Source organism: Butyricicoccus faecihominis (assembly GCF_014648015.1).
Classification (GTDB): Bacteria; Bacillota; Clostridia; order Oscillospirales; family Butyricicoccaceae; genus Agathobaculum; species Agathobaculum butyriciproducens.
Window position 1 is genome coordinate 1 of sequence record NZ_BMQH01000006.1, and the last position, 18,483, is coordinate 18,483.

Below are 18,483 nucleotides of genomic sequence, written 5' to 3' on the forward strand. Positions count from 1 at the left end.
TTGCTCATATAATTACAGGGCGCGGACTTTCTTTTCGTATGTGAACAATATACCTATTTCCTCCTTGCGGCCTCTGCTTTGTCCAACTTTTCGTCCGCACCCCCGAGTCCTAACAGCAGCGAATAAAACTTGGCAGTTTCACCTAAATTTTCGGCAGCACTACCAAGTTTTGCTTTGTGATTTCAGTGATACTGCCAGATGCTCTGTGCTTGACATTAACCAATCCGTTGCGTTATAATTTTTATGCAAAGTTTATTAGCCGAATCGGGGGCGTAGCTCAGCTGGGAGAGCGTTTGACTGGCAGTCAAGAGGTCATGGGTTCGATCCCCACCGTCTCCACCATATTAGACAAAACCCGTGTATAACTTAAGTTATACACGGGTTTTGTCATTTTTGACACCAAAGAAGACCAATTAACCTTGCTGACTGTGCAGAATGACAGCACGAAAGAAAACAATATCTTCTATATTCCTATGTTTTGCCTCTCGGGTGAGGCGGCAGCATAGTAATTCTTATTTTTTAGGAGGGGCAAAACATGAGAATACCATATGGTTTTACTTTGACCAGTAGCGGGACACTTGAAATCAATAGGAGTGAAGCAAATGTTGTGCGTCTGATTTTTGATTTCTATATGGCAGGAGCAAGTTTGGGAAAGGTCGTGGATATGCTTCATGCAAAACAAATATCTTCTCCGATCGGAAAAGCAAAATGGACTCAGCTGCGGTAGATCATCTTCTTTCTAATGGTAAATACATAGCTGTTATTGGCATGGAGAAGTTCATGGATGCACAGTTTGAGAAGTCTGCCCGCTGCAATGTTGATTACGATAAGGAAGGAACACCAAGGAAAGGCACACGCTATGTTTCCCCTGCCGTGATTCAGATTTGATTTATCTTTCATATTTCTACAAGTTATGCTACAATAGCCTCAAGAGGTGAGGCGTGTGGCAAGGAAAATCAGCATGATAGATTTAGCTGGCATTGGAAATTTGTTGGAATACCTTGTGGGAGCGGATAATATCACCTGCGAGGAACGAGATCGAATTATACTGCGAATCACAAAGGAAAATGATATTGCTGAATATACGCTCTCCGCTCTCGCTGGCTATGGCAAGAGTAAGAGTGAGGTATTGGAAAGTGTTGCACGGAGAAAGAACTCGGTATCACAGGACAAGAAGCAAGATGAGAGTTATATTTCTCTTACCGAGATTGCTCGAGCACATAGTGAGGATGCTCCAGGATATGTGATTCAGAGTTGGTTGCGAAGTGGAAACACCTTAGCCTTCCTCAACCTGTGGGAACAGGAAAATAATCCTGATTACAGCGAAGCCGGTTATGAGGAGCTTTTAGAAAAGAAGAAAGCCGCTTCTTTTACATTGATACCAAAGCTGTGGATCGACCGAACAAAGGCAATCGGCATTGTTTCTAAGCAAGGTAAAGCCAGAGGAACATTTGCTCATCCGATGATTGCTTGCGAGTTTGCTTCATGGATTGCACCAGAGTTTAAGATGCTATTGATTAAGTTATCTTTGGGGAGGACGCACCTAAAGTAACAATTTGAATCATGTATAGAAATTGACGGATGATGCGCATAAGCCATTCAATTCATCAATAAAATATTCCTTAAAATTATAGAGAGGAAACTTGAATTATGAGTAACTCTATTCTTTATTATCCGACAATTGAGTTTCGCCACGAAGATTATCAATGGCTCTGGAATGCAGCTCTTTTTGCGGATAAAATATATAGAATTGTGCCCCCTGGATATGAATTGAATGAACCGCAAAATATTAGAGAGTTGTGTTCTACCGGCGAAATTGGAATCCCACTATCTCCTGTTCCGTATTCAAAAGAAGCGAGTGAAGAATTTTCGAAGTTTATGGATGAGAATCATAGAAAAGCAGCTGCGCTTTCGCTGATTGAGGATGATGAAACAGAATATATCCGAATTCATTCTTCAAAAATGGATGTCAAACTCTTGCAGGATATTTTCTTCAAGCTAAAACATATTGACGAGGATGAAAACTGGCTGTATGCAAGCCCCCACACTGTGAACTTCTATATGACCTTTTTAGCAAATCACATTGCAAAAAAGAATTCACTATCTTTGTGGACCAGAAATCAAGAGTTGTGGACAACATCAACCTACTTTTTATACGGAGGAGCTCTTCAGGATGATTATCGACCGGGGAAAGAATACATTGAACCGAGCACCGAAGCATTAGTATCGATTATGATTCCAGATATTTTTCCACAAGATCTTTTGCATGTTCCTCCCACAGATATTCTTCGTTTTCGTGAAAAGCGAAAAGATGAGCGCAATCAATTTTTGAATGCCATTAAAACTCTTCGCAATGAGCTGGCTCAAGCAGATGCTCCTGAAGTGATAGAGGCAATTATTAATGATGAAAAGAAAAAAATTGATTCTGCAGCGAATGAATATAGAAAAAGTATGGATATTTTAAGGGTTGCTAAGTTTGGTGGTATATTGACAACTGTAATTACTGTAGCTGCGGATGTATTGGGGTATTGTAGTAATTTCCCTGATTTATATAAGGGCGCAATTGAGTCTTCCGGCTTATGGGCCGGAATCTTGACTGGGATTTTTGAGAAAAGAGTAGGGAACATTAATAATCCATATACTTACTTAGCACAAATCAAGTCTACTTTTTCGTATTATCCAGGAGCCTCCAAACTCTTTGGAGGGCAACCGCAAATTGCAAAGTATAACTATACTTTATACCGCGGATTTGAGGAATTTATAAACGATTAGTTAATATGTCTGGAGTAACATAGAAATTCACATAAAGCTTGCTGTATGATATTTAAAACAGAACTTTTTTCTTCTTTTTAGCCAAGAGAAAACTCCGCACTATCTAAAGGTGGTGACCAGATGGAATTCATTGTTCGAGAATGTCCCAACAATGGTATACTTGGTGGACCGTTCGAGAAAACGATTACAGCCTATATAGGCCAACAACATAGTTTGGCAGAGATTTCCATAGAGCAATTTGGTGAACGTATCATTACGGTTCATACTGTAGAAGATGCCTCCATATACGACCTTCATCATTTATACTTTGATTTGAAGCGTCTAATAATGCTAATGGATGGGCAGTTTTATCCAATCACATCGGTTACTCAGGATGGAGTCGAAATCACCACAAGCATTCAGAAAAAGTTGCTTCCTAATTATTTTTCTGCTGATTTTATGATTGGAGAAAATAACCGTTTGATTAATTTTGATGAGGTGCTTTCCGAAACACTTTTTTCAAATTGGTGTCTGATTCAAGAGGAATTAGATATTGTTCACAATACGGCTTTATATTGCCTTTCCAGAGTTGAAATGCCTGTGGACATGAAATGTGCTTTCCTAATTGAAGCCTTTATTGGTGTGGGCGAGATTATTCAGAGCAAAAAGAGCGAATTTGTTTTGCCAAAAAGGAAGAGTCGTGAGGAGTCCCAATTAGGTTTGGATCTTAAATATATAATAAGCCATTATGGGCAAGAAATTTTTCGGGGTGAGTACCAAAAAGACTTGGAAGGTTTTGTGCAAATATTAGTAAATAGTAGGAATCGAATTGCTCACATTAAAAGTAAGCAGAATAGAAAATTCTTGAATGGTGATGAGAGTGTGCTTTACCTACACAAGCTTTCACTCATGTATAGAATTATTTTATTAGATTTGCTCGATATTCCACTAAACCGATACAAGGAGAGATTGTCTAATCGTATTGAAACTATAAATTGCTGGTGGGCAGATAGATGCGACCAATGATTTTCTCTGCAAATTGAGGTTTGGACCGATATCTATAGTGTTTCGCTATTACACGTCGGAGCAAGCTTTATATCGCTTGCTCCGACTTTTTTATCAAAAAAGTCAGAGCGCACTCATTCCGCTGCTCCTCCTTTTCAAGCCGCAAACGCTCCGCTGGTTTGCGGCTTGATGAGATGGGGCTTTGGATTGGTGCATCTTTTTCGTCAACATAGTTCATACAAAACAGGGACAAGAGATAAAACCTCTTGTCCCTGTTTTGTTCTATCTTACCCGGAAATACCAAACAGCTGTCTGCCGTTTTCGGTTGTAATCCGTTCAACCTCTGCGGCACTTATGCCCTTGATTTCCGCGATAGTCTCAGCCATGCGATGCACATACAGCGAGGAATTACGGCGGCCGCGAAACGGCTCGGGTGCCATGTAGGGCGAATCGGTCTCGATCATCAGTCGCTCAATCGGCACTTCGCGAATGACTTCCTTCGCCTTTTTGGCATTTTTGAATGTGATAACACCGGTAAATGACAAATAATAGCCGAGTTTCAGCAGTTCGCGTGCCATTTCGACGTGACCGGCATAGCAGTGGTACACGCCGATCACATCCGGATACCGACGGGTGATCTCCATGCTGTCGGCGTGCGCATCGCGGTCATGCACGATGACAGGGAGGTGCAGTGCACGCGCCAGCTCCATTTGGCGGGCAAATACAACCTGCTGCCGTGCACGCGCACGCTCGTCTTTTTCCCAGTAATAGTCAAGACCAATTTCGCCGATGGCGCGAACCTTGCTTTCGTTCTGTGCCAGTGCGCGGATGGTCTCCAGATCAGCCTCCCAGCCGTCCTCGATGTTCTCCGGGTGCATACCGACCGCCGCATATACAAATGGATATTTATTCGCGTAGCTGACCGCTTTGCGCGAGCTTTCCACATCACAGCCGGGATTGAGAATCAGGCCGACATTGTTCTCGGGCATGGAAGCCAGCAGCGTATCGCGGTCCTCGTCGAACCGCTCATCGTCATAGTGTGCATGTGTATCAAAAAGCATAGTAAACCTTCCTCAAATCCAGCCGAAATGCCTGCAGGCGTTCCAAAGTCCATCCTTATCCACGTCGGTTGTGATGTAATCCGCTTTCTCCTTGAGCGCGGCGCGGGCATTGCCCATCGCAATAGACAGCCATCCCTGACCGAACATGCAGATGTCGTTCATGCCGTCGCCAAACACCACAATATCCTCATCCGGAATGGATAAAAGCTGCTGAAAATAGCGAATACCTCGCTGTTTTTCCTTCGGCTCAACGAAAATCACATGGGGATTGTACCGCACAAGCGGCAGACCGCCCGCGTCAATATGATTCTCCTCATCAGGCGTGCAGACGTAGTAAACCTTGTACAGATGCTCCAGTCTGTGATAATCAAAATGCGGGTCCCACAGAACAGGGAAGTAGTTCTCCGGTGCATACGGAAGATAATTTTTATCCGTTGTTACGCATAGTTTCTCATTCTCCGGCGACACCGCCCACGGAATACCGGCCTGCTCGAGCCGCTCGATCAGCGCAATGCAGTCGGCCGCCGGCAGCGACTCCATCTCGACAATTTCGCCGTTGTGCGTTACGCTCCAGCCGCCGTCCGCTACAATGTCCGTGAAGCCGTAGCGCGCGGCAACGGCTGCTGCAGATGCCTGCAGCCGTCCGGTCGCAATGGCGGTAAAGTGGCCGTTCGCACGAAGATGCGCCAGTGCCTTTACTGCGCTTTCCGGCATCATGGTGGTGAGACCGGTGGAAAGCGTGCCGTCAATATCAAAAAAGAAGTATTTTTTGTGCATGTAAAACCCTCAATAACAGAGTGAAGAGTGGAGAGTGCAGAAAACATAAATCTCCACTCTCCACTCTGTTCTTAACTCTTTTGCTTAAAATATATCACAGAATCATAAACAGCGTGCCTGCCGCAATCAGAATGCCGCCGATCACGCCCTTGACCGTCACGGTCTCGTGCAGGACAACAAACGCCAGAATCATCGTGATAACAACGCTCAGCTTGTCGATCGGAGCCACACGGCTGGCCTCGCCCATCTGCAGGGCCTTGTAGTAAAACAGCCACGAGCCGCCGGTCGCCAGTCCGGACAGGGTAAGGAATACCCAGCTTTTGGCGCCGATTGCGCTTACGCCGCCCTGTTTTCCCAGCAGGAAGACCATACCCCATGCCATCACGAGCACCACAGCGGTTCGGATAGCAGTAGCAAGCGTGCTGTCCACGTTTTCCACGCCGATTTTGGCTAAAATCGTTGTCAGTGCGGCAAATACCGCAGAGAGCAGCGCATAAATGATCCACATTGCATTTCGCCCTCTTGTCATAATTTTCGCTTCCTAAATTGTTGATTGTAGTGTGTGCGAAATTATACATGGGATAATACATCTGTTAACCCATTCGTACGGCGGGCTGCCCTCAGCCCGCCGTTGCAACCGAGTGTTCCTGTTTATGTGCGGCGGGGTGAGGGCACCCCGCCCTGCGGAATCCGTTGTAAAGTGTGTTTATTTTAGCACAGCTTGGCGCCAGCCGGAATGCTGTCGTCCAGCATGAGCAGATTGAGCTTTTCGTCCTTTTCGGCGGAAAGCAGCATGCCGTTGGACTCCTGACCCATCATCTTGCGCGGCGGCAGGTTGGTAACGGCGACGACCGTCTTGCCGACCAGCTCCTCCGGCTTGTAATACTTGGCAATACCGGACAGAATCTGACGCGGCGTGCCCGAGCCGTCATCCAGCTGGAACTTGAGCAGCTTATTGCTCTTCTTGACGTTCTCGCATGCGAGTACCTTGCAGACCGTCATATCGACCTTGCAGAAATCGTCAAACGGGATATCCGGCAGGAACTCAACTGCAGGCTTCTGCTCTGCCTCGGCAGCCTTCTTTTCCTCCTCGATCTCAGCGAGCTTCTTCGGAATGTCGATGCGCTCGAACAGGATGGAGGCTTCGCCGACCGGCTGACCCGGCTGCATGCCGTCAAACGAGGTCAGGCTCTCAACGCCCTTGTTTTCAACACCCAGCTGTGCGAAAATCTTGTCGGCGGTGTCCGGCAGATACGGCTTCAGCTCAACAGCGGCAAAGCGGATCGCTTCGAGCAGGTTGTACAGCACCGTGCCCAGACGCGCCTGCTTGCTCTCGTCCTTGGCGAGCGCCCACGGCATGGTCTCGTCGATATACTTGTTGGAGCGGCGCAGCAGTGCGAATACCTCGTCGATGGCGTCTGCAACGTGCAGGGTGTCCATCTTTTTCTCAACAGCTGCCGGCAGACCGAGTGCGACTGCCTTCAGCTCGTCATCAAGCGCTTCCGGTGCGGTCGGCGCCGGAACAATGCCGCCGAAATACTTCTTGGTCATGGCAATCGTGCGGTTGACCAGATTGCCGAGCACATTTGCCAGATCAGAGTTAATGCGCTCGCAGATCAGCTCGTAGGAGAGCACACCGTCATTTGCGAACGGCATCTCGTGCAGAACGTAGTAGCGGATGGCATCCACACCGAACAGGCGAACCAGATCGTCCGCATAGATAACGTTGCCGAGCGACTTGGACATCTTGCCGTCGCCGACCAGCAGCCACGGATGACCGAATACCTGCTTCGGCAGCGGCTCGCCAAGAGCCATCAGGAAGATCGGCCAGTAGATGGTGTGGAAGCGGATGATATCCTTGCCAATCAGGTGCACATCAGCCGGCCAGAACTTCTTGTAGTGCTCATCGTGGTTGCCGTCCGGATCGTAGCCGCAGAAGGTGATATAGTTGGTAAGCGCATCCAGCCAAACATAAACAACATGGCCCGGGTCAAAGTCTACCGGAATGCCCCAGCTGAACGAGGTGCGGGAAACGCACAGGTCCTGCAGACCCGGCTTCAGGAAGTTATTGACCATCTCGTTCTTGCGGCTCTCCGGCTGGATGAACTCGGGGTGCTCCTCGATGTGCTTCATCAGGCGGTCGGCGTACTTGCTCATGCGGAAGAAGTATGCTTCCTCCTCGGCGTCTACGCACGGGCGGCCGCAGTCCGGGCAGCAGCCGTCCTTCAGCTGGCTCTCGGTCCAGAAGGACTCACACGGCTTGCAGTATTTGCCCTTGTACGCGCCCTTGTAAATATCGCCCTGATCATACAGCTTTTTGAAGATCTTCTGCACCTTTTTCTCGTGCATCGGGTCGGTGGTGCGGATGAACTTGTCATAGGTGGTGTTCATCAGATCCCAGATGGTCTTAACCTCACCGGCAACCTTGTCAACGTGCTGCTGCGGCGTGATGCCGGCTGCCTCGGCCTTCTCCTGAATCTTCTGACCATGCTCGTCCGTGCCGGTCTGGAAATAAACGTCGTAACCGGTCATGCGCTTGTAGCGTGCGATAGCGTCGGCCAGCACGATCTCGTAGGTGTTGCCGATGTGCGGCTTCGCCGAGGTATAGGCGATCGCCGTTGAGATATAATAGGGTTTCTTGTCCATTCGTGTATTCTCTCCTTACATATATAAATATGTTTTATGCGTGACAGCAGGGAACAGGGAACAAAAAATCCTCCGTTCCTGCAATGGCCTGTATTTTGCCACTGCAAGGACGGAGGACAAACCTTCCGTGTTACCACCTTGCTTTACGCCTTCCTCGCGGAAAGGCGCCTCAGCGGGTAGGATGCTACCCATCGTCCCCGATAACGGCAGGACCTTGCCGCCGCAGCCTTGCCTACTATTACAAAGCAGGTTCGGTGCGAAGCTCCAAGACCATGTTCGGCAGTGCCCTCCGCGCTCCGCTTTCACCGCCCGGAACTCGCTTTGACGTACTTCACTGCGTACTCTTCTCTTCACAGCTTTTAACAGATGCGCTCAGGAAAACAGCGTTTTCCTGTATACAGTGTTATTTTACTATATTGGAGAAGGTTTGTCAAATCTGTTTGCGGTGCAGTATGCCCGGCGCTGCCTTAAAAAAAGTCTTGACAACAGCGGCTCAGAGGTCTAATATAAAAACATATTGATAAAGGTGATGAACGGGTAAAGTAATTGTCACCCCTGTCCGCAGAGAGCTGCCGGTTGGTGTAAGGCAGCGTCAGGAAGCAGTGAAACTCGCCCGGGAGCTGTCCGCTGAAAGTCCTTCGGACCGGTAGGAGGGAACGGATACCCACCGTTACAGGGGAGCGCATTGTCAGATGTGCATAGAGGGGTCGCACCATACTGCGGCAACAAGAGTGGTACCGCGGAGCTTTCGCTTCGTCTCTTAATGATTGGATTAAGGGACGGAGCTTTTTTTGTCCCTGTAAACCCGGTAAAATTCTGAATAGGAGAGGACAAGATACCATGGGAAGAACAGTTAAGATTTTTGATACGACGCTGCGTGACGGTGAGCAGTCTCCCGGCTGCAGCATGAACCTGAATGAGAAGATCGAGGTTGCAAAGCAGCTCGAAGCCCTCAAGGTAGATATCATTGAAGCAGGCTTTGCGGCTGCTTCTCCCGGCGATGCTGCTGCTATCGCAGCAATCGCTGATACCGTGCGCGGCGCTACCATCTGCTCGCTGGCACGCTGCCGTGAGCAGGACATCGAGGCGGCATGGAACTCCATCCGCCGTGCAGAGTCTGCCCGCATTCACACCTTCCTGGCAACCAGCCCGGTACACATGGAGTACAAGCTGAAGATGACGCCGGATGAGGTGCTGGAATCCGTAGCGCACAACGTAGCCTTCGCCAAGAAGTTCTGTTCGGACATCGAGTTCTCCGCTGAGGACGCAACCCGTTCCGATCTCGACTTCCTGTGCCGCGTTGTGGAAACCGCCATCAAGGCCGGCGCTACTACCATCAACATTCCGGATACCGTCGGCTACATGATCCCGCAGGAGTACGCATCCCGCATCAAGTATCTGCGTGAGCACACCGAGGGTATCGAGAACGTAATCCTGTCCTGCCACATGCACAACGACCTCGGCATGGCAGTTGCAAACTCTCTGGCAGGCGTTGAAGCCGGTATTGACCAGATCGAGTGCACCATCAACGGCATCGGCGAGCGCGCAGGCAACGCCTCGATGGAGGAGTGCGTTATGGCGCTCAAGACCCGTGCCGACCACTTCGGCATCGGCTGCAACATCGAAACCACCCAGATCTACCGCGCAAGCCGCATGATCCAGACCATTACCGGCGTTGCTGTTGCACCGACCAAGCCGATCATCGGTGCAAATGCGTTCGCACACGAGGCAGGCATCCACCAGCACGGCGTAATGGCCAACAAGGAAACCTACGAGATCATGACTCCGGAATCCGTCGGTATCCCGAAGAACGCGATCGTGCTCGGCAAGCATTCCGGCCGTCACGCCTTCGAGGAGCGTCTGCATGAGCTGGGCTACACGCTCGATCACGAGAAGCTCGAGAAGGCATTCGAGAAGTTCAAGGTTCTGGCTGACAAGAAGAAGGTCATCAAGGACCGCGACCTCGAGGGTCTGATCGGTGCTGTTCCGGTTTCCGGCGAGGAGCGCTACACGCTCGACCGCTTTGTCATCAACTCTGGCAACACCATTACCTCTACCGCTGTTATCCGTGTCAAGAAGGGCGACGAGATGTTCGAGCGCGCTGCCGCTTCCGACGGCCCGATCAACGCATCGTTCCATGCAATCGACAAGATCATCGGCAAGGAAATCGTTCTGGAGGACTACTCGCTGCGCGCACTGACCGACGGCGAGGACGCACAGAGCGAGGCTATCGTCAAGATCCGCGTAGACGGCAGCAACGAGGTTGTTACCGGCCGCGGCGTATCGGTTGACGTTATGGAAGCATCCATCAAGGCGTACATCAACGGCATCAACAAGTATTTTAACGACTAATTCAGCAGGAGGAACGCTGTTATGGGTATGACAATGACGCAGAAGATCCTCGCAAAGCATGCGGGTCTGGAAAGCGTAACGGCAGGTCAGCTGATCGAGGCAAACGTAGATCTCACGCTGGCAAACGATATCACCGGTCCGGTTGCCATCCGAGAGATGGAGAAGGCGGGCTTCGATAAGGTGTTCGACAACACGAAGATCGCGCTGGTAATGGATCACTTTGCACCGAACAAGGATATTAAGTCCGCTGAGCAGTGCCTCGAATGCCGCGAGTTCTCCAAGAAGTACAACATCGTAAACTTCTTCGACGTTGGCGCAATGGGTATCGAGCACGCGCTGCTGCCGGAAAAAGGTCTGACCGCTCCCGGTGAGCTTATCATCGGCGCGGACAGCCACACCTGCACCTACGGCGCACTGGGCGCATTCTCCACCGGCGTCGGTTCTACCGATCTCGCCGCAGGCATGGCGACCGGCAAGGCATGGTTCAAGGTGCCGGGTGCCATCAAGTTTGTGCTCACCGGCAAGCTGAACCCGTGGGTATCCGGCAAGGACGTCATCCTGCACATCATCGGCAAGATCGGCGTGGACGGCGCGCTGTACAAGTCGATGGAGTTCGTCGGCGAGGGTGCACACGCGCTGTCCATGGATGACCGCTTCACCATCTGCAACATGGCGATCGAGGCCGGTGCGAAGAACGGCATCTTCCCGGTAGACGACAAGACGATGGACTACATCAAGGGCCGCGTAAACCGCGAGGTTATCGCATTCGAGGCTGACGCTGACGCCGAGTACGAGCAGACCATCGAGATCGACCTGTCTGCACTCCGTCCGACCATCGCGTGCCCACACCTGCCGGAGAACACCAAGACCATTGACGACCTCGGCCATATTGAGGTTCAGCAGTCGGTCATCGGTTCCTGCACCAACGGCCGCATCGACGATATGCGCGTTGCAGCCGAAATCCTCAAGGGCCGCAAGGTAAATCCGAATGTGCGCACCATCATCATCCCCGCGACACAGGAAGTTTACCTGCAGTGCATCGAGGAGGGTCTGACCAAGATCTTCATTCAGGCTGGCGCTATCGTTTCCACACCGACCTGCGGCCCGTGCCTCGGCGGTCATATGGGTATCCTGGCGCACGGTGAGAAGGCGGTTTCCACCACCAACCGCAACTTTGTAGGCCGTATGGGTCATATCACCTCGGAAATTTATCTGGCAAGCCCGGCCGTCGCTGCCGCAAGTGCGGTAGCAGGCTATATCTGTGCACCGGACGACCTGAAGTAAGGGAGGAAACACATACCATGAACGCAAAAGGCAAGGTTTTCAAGTACGGCGATAATGTCGATACCGATGTTATCATCCCCGCACGTTATCTGAATATCGCAGACCCGAAGGAGCTGTCCACCCACGCAATGGAGGACATCGACGCGGATTTCGTCAAGAATATGCACCCGGGCGATATCGTTGTTGCGACCCGCAACTTCGGCTGCGGTTCTTCCCGTGAGCACGCGCCACTTGTTCTCCGCGAGAACGGCGTTTCCTGCGTGATCGCGTCCTCGTTCGCGCGTATCTTCTACCGCAACGCCATCAACATCGGCCTGCCCATCCTCGAGTGCGAGGCAGCGGCGAACGGCATCGACGCGGGCGACGAGGTAGAGGTAAACTTCGACACCGGCGTGATCACCGACGTTACCAAGGGCGAGAGCTGGCAGGCAGCTGCATTCCCACCGTTTATCCAGAACATCATCAAGGCAGGCGGCCTGCTCAAGTCGCTCAAGGAGAGAGAGGCATAATCCCATGGAATACAATATTGCTGTTGTCAAGGGCGATGGCATCGGTCCGGAAATCGTATCCGAGGCTATGCTCGTGCTCGATAAGGTCGGCGAGAAGTTCGGCCACAAGTTTGGTTTTCAGGAGGTCCTCGCGGGTGGCTGCTCGATCGACAAGAACGGCATCCCGCTGACCGATGAGACCATCGAGATCTGCAAGAACGCGGATTCCGTTCTGCTCGGTGCAGTCGGCGGCCCGAAGTGGGACGATGTGCCGAGTGCCAAGCGTCCGGAGAAGGCGCTGCTCGGTCTGCGCGCCGCACTGGGCCTGTTCGTCAACCTGCGCCCGGCGCAGATGCACAAGGCACTTGCGGATGCGTGCCCGATCAAGCCTGAGATTATTGGTGACGGCTTCGACATTCTCGTTTGCCGTGAGCTGACCGGCGACGTTTACTTCGGCAAGCACTATCGCCGCGAGAGCGACAAGGGCTGGGGCGAGACCGGCGCGGACGACATGAACTACTCGGTTTATGAAGTAGAGCGCATCGGCCGCCGTGCTTTTGAGATGGCGATGAAGCGCAATAAGAAGGTCTGCTCGGTAGACAAGGCAAACGTGCTCGAAACCAGCCGCGTATGGCGCGAAACCATGCACCGCATCAAGGACGAGTATCCGGAAGTCGAGTACACCGATATGTATGTTGACAACTGCGCGATGCAGCTCGTCCGCAATCCGGGTCAGTTCGATGTTATCGTAACCGGCAACCTGTTCGGCGATATTCTGTCCGATGAGGCTTCTATGATCACCGGCTCCATTGGTATGCTGCCGTCCGCCTCGATGAATGAGAGCGGCAAGGGTATGTACGAGCCTATTCACGGCTCCGCGCCGGACATCGCGGGCAAGGGCATCGCGAACCCGATCGCGACCATCCTGTCGTGCGCGATGATGCTGCGTTACTCGTTCGGCCTCAAGGACGAGGCAGACGCCATCGAAACCGCTGTTGAGAATGTCCTCAACGCAGGCCACCGCACCGCGGACATCGCCGCAAAGGGTGAGAAGGTACTGTCCACCTCCGAGATGGGTGCACTGATCCGCGAACAGCTTTAAGGCAATACCGCATAATTGAACAAGAGCGATTTGCGAGCAAATTTTGTGTACTGACGAGGCGCGGTTTTGCAGTAATACTTAGTGTATTACTGTGAAATCGCAACAAAGTCAGGACACAAAATTTCCGCAAAGCGCCGCAGCTTTAATTGTGCGGTGTTGCCTTAAGAATAATCAGGAATGAGTAATCTGTAATTACTCCGTGAATTTTTCCTATCGAAAAACCCGGTTGCGATTAGGCTGCAACCGGGTTTTTCGATAGTCTTGCGGCTTCGTTTTTTCGAAGCCGTTTTTGTTATATGGAGAATCGGCTTTACGCGTTCTCGCTGTTTCTCTCGCTCTTGGCATAGCTCTTGAACGAGTGGATAACGATCGTCAGACCGAGCACAATCAGCAGTACCGCAAGGATAAGCTGCAGGCCGTTTGCGATGAATACCGCTCCCCAAGTGGTCTCACCGGCCGGAATAGCCGTTGAGGCGGCAGCAGAGATCGCCTTTACCATAGCAAGGAAACGCTGCACCAGCGCGGTGAAGGTAACACACAGCATGATGATCAGCGGCGGGAAGATCATCTTGTTGCTGCGGCCGGTAACCTTGAGGAATACGCAGAGCGTGATGAGCACCAGGGCGCTCAGCAGCTGGTTGGCCGAACCGAACAGCGGCCAGATATTGGCATAGCCGATCTTGGTGAGCAGGAAACCAAATGCCAGCGTGATAACCGTGGAGAAATATACGTTGCAGAACAGCTTGCGCCAGCCCTCGGCATGCTCCATGTCATCGACGGAGAACAGCTCCTGAAAGCTCATGCGGCCGATACGCGCAACCGCGTCCAGACTGGTCAGCGCCAGTGCGGAAACACACATGGTCATAAATGCAGTAGCAACATAAACCGGAACGCCGAACATCTCGAAGAAGCCTGCGACACCGCTGCTGAATACCTGGAACGGCGTGCCCGCTGCCGGCGTACCGTCAGCTGCTGCAGCAGCACCGGCAACGCACAGTGCCAGAACAGCCAGCAGGCTTTCCAGCACCATTGCGCCATAGCCAACCTTGGGCATGTCCTTTTCGTTCTCAATGGTCTTGGAGGACGTACCCGAGGAAACCAGACTGTGGAAACCGGAAACCGCACCGCATGCAACGGTTACAAACAGGATCGGGAACATCGTGCCGAGCTTCTCATTGGTAAAACCGGTGAATACCGGCAGGTTCATAGTCGGATGTGCAACAACCAGACCGACGACTGCGCCTGCGATCATGCAGATGAACATGAAGGTGGTCATGTAGTCGCGCGGCTGCTTGAGCAGCCACATCGGAAGGACAGCGGCGAAGAAGATATAAACGAAGGTGATATAGCTCCATGCTGCCTTGCCGAAGATAAGCGGGCAGTTCATGCCGATTGCAAAGGAGGCAACGATGCACACAATGCCGACAACGGCTTCCTTCCAGCCGGTCAGGTTAAACTTTTTCTGGATAAGGCCGAGCACAACCGCGAATACCATAAACATGATGGAGATCATGCCTGCCGCACCGTTGGTGGTTGCGGTAGCAGCCAGCTCGGTAACGCCTGCATCCGTGACAGTGTAGGCGTTGAATGTGCCCGCAACCATATCTGCGAATGCCGCAACAACGATGCAGCAGAAGATCCACGAGAAAATCAGGAACAGCTTGCGGCCGGTTTTGCCGATGTACTTCTCAATCAGCATACCCATCGATTTGCCCTTGTTCTTAACCGAAGCGTACAGCGCGCCGAAGTCGGTTACTGCGCCGAAGAATACGCCGCCGATCAGCACCCACAGCAGTACCGGCAGCCAGCCGAACGCCGCAGCCTGAATTGCGCCGGTTACAGGGCCTGCGCCCGCGATAGAGGAGAACTGGTGACTGAATACTGTCCAGCCGTTGGTCGGCACAAAGTCCTTGCCGTCATTAAATTCAACGGCAGGCGTCTTGGCTTTCGGGTCGATACCCCATTTGTTCGCCAGCCAGCGTCCGTAGAAAACGTACGCGCCGAACAGAACAACAGCCGCGATCAGCACAATTACAAGTGTGTTCATGTTTTTTCGTCTCTTTCTTGAAATGATTTGCGATTCCGCAGCCAAAGGTACGCAAAAAAGCCTTCGTCCATGCAGGAGGATCACGAAGATGATCCTGCAAAGACGAAGGCATATACATTGCTGTATTTACTTCCGCGTTACCACTTTGCTTGCCGACAGCATGCTGCCGACCTCTCATTGCCGCCCGGTACCGCATTCTTCCGGAGGGCTTTTCCTGTTAACGGTGGATATCCGGCCTCGACTACTCGGCATTGCCTTTGATCGAAGCTGCTCGCAGGGGATAGCGAACCCGTGCCTTGCTGCCGTCTTGCACGACCGACGGCTTTCTGTGAGCGGTGATACGGATACGTCATGTCCTGTTCAAAGCATTTGGCTACTGAACGATTCGTATAATAGACCTCTTTTTGCCGTTTGTCAACCGGACAGGAGACGAAAAATGCAATTTTGGCAACACCTGCAAATCCGGCAGTATTGATAAATAAAAATTTGTTTATTTTTTAACGGCGTATCAGATACAGCAAGATTCTATACTTGACAAATATATTTTACACGGCTTATACTGATATTATATAAAAGACAAGCAAGGGTGCTGTGATGAACGGCTGAGAGGGCGAGAAACCCAACCTTTTGAACCTGTTGGTTAATGCCATTGTAGGGAAGCTGTCGCATGGCTGGGATTGAGTGCTTCGGTTTTGCCGCAGGGTGAAAACGAGGCGTTTTTTATTTTCCCGGCAGCGATGATAAAATTGGAGGGAACAGGAATGAAAACAGTGCTTACCATTGCCGGTTCGGACTGCTCCGGTGGTGCAGGTGTACAGGCCGATCTGAAAACCATGGCGGCACACGGCGTGTTCGGCATGAGCGTTATCGTATCAGTTGTAGCGGAAAACACCGCACGCGTGATCGACATTCAGGACATTAGTCCCAAGATGATCGAGGAGCAGATTGACGCGGTGTTTGAAGACATCGTGCCGGATGCGGTTAAAATCGGCATGCTGTCCTCGCCGGAGTGCATGAAGGCGGTAGCCGGCAAGCTGGCACAGTACAAGCCGGCGCACATCGTGATTGATCCGGTGATGTTCGCCAAAAACGGTGATCCGCTGATGGATCCGGCGTCTGTCGGCACACTTATTGAGACCGTGCTGCCGTTTGCTGAGGTGCTGACTCCGAACGTACCGGAGGCGCAGTATCTGGCAGATATGGAAATCCGCACGCCCGAGGACATGGAGGAGGCAGCACGCCGCATCTATGCCAAGGGCTGCAGGAACGTGCTCGTCAAGGGCGGCAAGAACATCGCGGGCGCGGTGGACGTACTGTTTGACGGCGAGACCTGTCACCGCATTGAGATTGAGCAGATCGACACCACCAGCACGCATGGCACGGGCTGCACGCTGTCCTCTGCAATCGCATCCAATCTGGCGCTCGGCCACAGTGTACCCGAGGCGGTGAAGCTGGCTAAGGAGTATGTCACCGATGCCATCCGCCATGCGCCCGGTCTGGGACATGGCTGCGGTCCGCTGGGCCATTTTTGCCGTATTTTTTCGGAGGAGTAATTGAAAATGAAGAAAAGTTCTATCCGTAAACTGACAATCGCAGGTGTTCTGATCGCGGTAGCGGTCGTTGGCAGCCTGTTTTCCATTCCGGTGCTCGGCGCGAAGTGCTCGCCGGTGCAGCATATGGTAAATGTGCTCGGCGCCGTTCTGCTGGGCCCGTGGTACGCGCTCGGCATGGGCTTTGCAGCAGCACTGATTCGCAATGTGCTCGGCTTGGGAAGTCTGCTGGCGTTCCCTGGCTCGATGATCGGTGCGCTGCTGTGCGGTCTGGCCTACAAGGCCTGCCCGAAGCTGCCGGTCGCTTACGTTGGTGAGGTATTCGGCACCGGCATTCTCGGCGGTCTGGCTTCCTACCCGATTGCCGCATTCGTGATGGGCAATACCAAGGCAGCTCTGTTCACCTTTGTGCCGTCCTTCCTCGTGTCCACTGCGGTGGGTGCGGCGATCTCTGTGCTGGTGCTGAGCGCCCTCAAGCGCACGCATGTACTCAGCGCACTGGAAGGTGCTAAGCATTGATCGACACTATTAAAGCCGTTCTCGAAAACACGCAGAACCGCACACCGATGGTGCATTCCATCACCAATAATGTTACCATCAACGATTGCGCGAATATCATCCTTGCGGCAGGCGGCACGGCCATTATGGCGCAGGATGAGCGCGAGGTCGAGGAGATTACTTCTCATGCGCAGGCGCTTGTACTCAACATGGGTGCTGTCCGCGCGCAGGAGGCCATGCTGCGTGCAGCCAAGATTGCCAGGCGAAACGGCAATCCGGTCGTACTCGATCCGGTAGCCGCCGGTGCCAGCACGCTCCGGCGTGAAATGTGTTCCCGTCTGTTGAGCGAAAATCTTGTTTCGGTCATTCGCGGCAATGCATCCGAGGTGCGGGCGCTCGCCGCAGGAGCCGAGCAGGAAACCGGCGTGGAAGCCAGTGCGCTCGACAGCGTGACCGAGGACAATTTACAGGAATCCGCAGCGTGGCTGCGGTCGTTCAGCCGCCGGACCGGAGCTGTCGTCATGCTCACCGGCGCGATGGATGTAATTACCGATGGAACCCGTACCGCAGTGGTGCGCGGTGGCAGTGCGTATCTGCGGCGGATCACCGGCGCGGGCTGTATGCTCACTTCGCTGACCGGCGTATACTGCGGTGCGAATCCAGATACATTGTTAGAAGCCGCAGTCACGGCATCGGAGGTGATGAAGCATTGCGGAGAAACAGCCGAGGCGCGTGTGCGTAAAGAGATGGAGGGCACCGCTTCCTTTCGTACGCGCCTGATCGACGCGGTAAGTCTGCTGAACGCGGACGAGCTGACGCCGAACCTCTGTTTGCAGATTCTGTAAGCAGGAAAAGTGCTGCCGGCAGAATTTTGCCGTCAGTCTTAGGAAAATCATCAACATACTTTCATTGGGGGTACCAC

At 52.2% G+C, this 18,483-nt stretch carries 16 protein-coding genes, 1 tRNA gene and 1 other annotated feature; of the genes, 12 read left to right on the forward strand and 5 right to left on the reverse strand.

Going from position 1 to position 18,483, the window contains the following annotated elements:
- The first annotated feature begins 266 nt into the window (after window positions 1–266).
- The 5 genes from IEY11_RS06870 (at window position 267) to IEY11_RS06890 (ending at window position 3,777) form a co-directional block, all read left to right on the forward strand.
- Window positions 267–342 (forward strand) — tRNA-Ala (locus IEY11_RS06870).
- Window positions 343–535: 193 nt separating this feature from the next.
- Window positions 536–727, forward strand: a complete 192-nt coding sequence (locus tag IEY11_RS06875) for a recombinase family protein (RefSeq protein WP_118729883.1) — start codon at window positions 536–538, stop codon at window positions 725–727.
- 216 nt (window positions 728–943) lie between these two features.
- Window positions 944–1,552, forward strand: coding sequence for a KilA-N domain-containing protein (locus tag IEY11_RS06880; RefSeq protein ID WP_243022709.1), 609 nt, complete (start codon window positions 944–946; stop codon window positions 1,550–1,552).
- A gap of 98 nt (window positions 1,553–1,650) precedes the next feature.
- The gene (locus tag IEY11_RS06885) at window positions 1,651–2,772 is read left to right on the forward strand and encodes a hypothetical protein (protein ID WP_188886161.1); all 1,122 of its coding nucleotides are present in this window, start codon (window positions 1,651–1,653) and stop codon (window positions 2,770–2,772) included.
- 120 nt (window positions 2,773–2,892) lie between these two features.
- On the forward strand, window positions 2,893–3,777 hold the full coding sequence (locus IEY11_RS06890; RefSeq protein ID WP_118359328.1) for a HEPN domain-containing protein: 885 nt from the start codon (window positions 2,893–2,895) through the stop codon (window positions 3,775–3,777).
- Window positions 3,778–4,043: 266 nt separating this feature from the next.
- Here IEY11_RS06890 and IEY11_RS06895 read toward each other — a convergent pair whose 3' ends face one another.
- The 4 genes from IEY11_RS06895 to metG all read right to left on the reverse strand — a co-directional run bounded on the left by IEY11_RS06895 (window position 4,044) and on the right by metG (window position 8,240).
- Window positions 4,044–4,817: a TatD family hydrolase gene (locus tag IEY11_RS06895; protein WP_118285755.1), complete on the reverse strand. Its 774-nt coding sequence runs from the start codon at window positions 4,815–4,817 to the stop codon at window positions 4,044–4,046.
- Between the two features lie 12 nt (window positions 4,818–4,829).
- Complete coding sequence (locus IEY11_RS06900; protein ID WP_188886162.1) at window positions 4,830–5,594, reverse strand: HAD hydrolase family protein; 765 nt, start codon at window positions 5,592–5,594, stop codon at window positions 4,830–4,832.
- Window positions 5,595–5,688: 94 nt separating this feature from the next.
- Window positions 5,689–6,102 carry an EamA family transporter gene (locus IEY11_RS06905; protein ID WP_117488099.1) on the reverse strand — a complete coding sequence of 138 codons (414 nt, stop codon included), beginning with the start codon at window positions 6,100–6,102 and terminating at the stop codon, window positions 5,689–5,691.
- Window positions 6,103–6,305: 203 nt separating this feature from the next.
- Window positions 6,306–8,240 carry a methionine--tRNA ligase gene (metG, locus tag IEY11_RS06910; RefSeq protein WP_117752003.1) on the reverse strand — a complete coding sequence of 645 codons (1,935 nt, stop codon included), beginning with the start codon at window positions 8,238–8,240 and terminating at the stop codon, window positions 6,306–6,308.
- A 520-nt stretch (window positions 8,241–8,760) separates the two neighbouring features.
- Window positions 8,761–9,004, forward strand: a binding site (T-box leader).
- Between the two features lie 76 nt (window positions 9,005–9,080).
- Between metG and IEY11_RS06915 the strand changes: the two genes are divergently transcribed.
- Genes IEY11_RS06915 through leuB form a run of 4 tightly spaced genes read left to right on the forward strand, consistent with a single transcriptional unit; the run spans window position 9,081 to window position 13,466 of the window.
- Complete coding sequence (locus tag IEY11_RS06915; protein WP_118359336.1) at window positions 9,081–10,592, forward strand: 2-isopropylmalate synthase; 1,512 nt, start codon at window positions 9,081–9,083, stop codon at window positions 10,590–10,592.
- A gap of 21 nt (window positions 10,593–10,613) precedes the next feature.
- On the forward strand, window positions 10,614–11,876 hold the full coding sequence (gene leuC / locus IEY11_RS06920) for a 3-isopropylmalate dehydratase large subunit (RefSeq protein ID WP_188886163.1): 1,263 nt from the start codon (window positions 10,614–10,616) through the stop codon (window positions 11,874–11,876).
- A gap of 17 nt (window positions 11,877–11,893) precedes the next feature.
- On the forward strand, window positions 11,894–12,385 hold the full coding sequence (locus IEY11_RS06925) for a 3-isopropylmalate dehydratase small subunit (protein WP_117488093.1): 492 nt from the start codon (window positions 11,894–11,896) through the stop codon (window positions 12,383–12,385).
- A gap of 4 nt (window positions 12,386–12,389) precedes the next feature.
- Window positions 12,390–13,466: a 3-isopropylmalate dehydrogenase gene (leuB, locus tag IEY11_RS06930; RefSeq protein ID WP_118285757.1), complete on the forward strand. Its 1,077-nt coding sequence runs from the start codon at window positions 12,390–12,392 to the stop codon at window positions 13,464–13,466.
- A gap of 310 nt (window positions 13,467–13,776) precedes the next feature.
- Here the strand turns inward: leuB and IEY11_RS06935 are convergent, their stop codons facing one another.
- Window positions 13,777–15,513, reverse strand: a complete 1,737-nt coding sequence (locus tag IEY11_RS06935; RefSeq protein WP_188886164.1) for a carbon starvation CstA family protein — start codon at window positions 15,511–15,513, stop codon at window positions 13,777–13,779.
- Between the two features lie 761 nt (window positions 15,514–16,274).
- Between IEY11_RS06935 and thiD the strand changes: the two genes are divergently transcribed.
- From thiD to thiM, 3 genes are read left to right on the forward strand one after another with little or no spacing between them, the layout of a single operon-like run.
- A complete protein-coding gene (thiD, locus tag IEY11_RS06940; RefSeq protein WP_188886165.1) occupies window positions 16,275–17,066 on the forward strand; it encodes a bifunctional hydroxymethylpyrimidine kinase/phosphomethylpyrimidine kinase in 792 nt (263 codons plus the stop codon).
- Window positions 17,067–17,072: 6 nt separating this feature from the next.
- The gene (gene thiW, locus IEY11_RS06945; protein ID WP_188886166.1) at window positions 17,073–17,582 is read left to right on the forward strand and encodes an energy coupling factor transporter S component ThiW; all 510 of its coding nucleotides are present in this window, start codon (window positions 17,073–17,075) and stop codon (window positions 17,580–17,582) included.
- A complete protein-coding gene (gene thiM, locus IEY11_RS06950; RefSeq protein ID WP_243183972.1) occupies window positions 17,579–18,406 on the forward strand; it encodes a hydroxyethylthiazole kinase in 828 nt (275 codons plus the stop codon). Before thiW ends, thiM begins: the two co-directional genes overlap by 4 nt.
- Window positions 18,407–18,483: the final 77 nt, after the last annotated feature.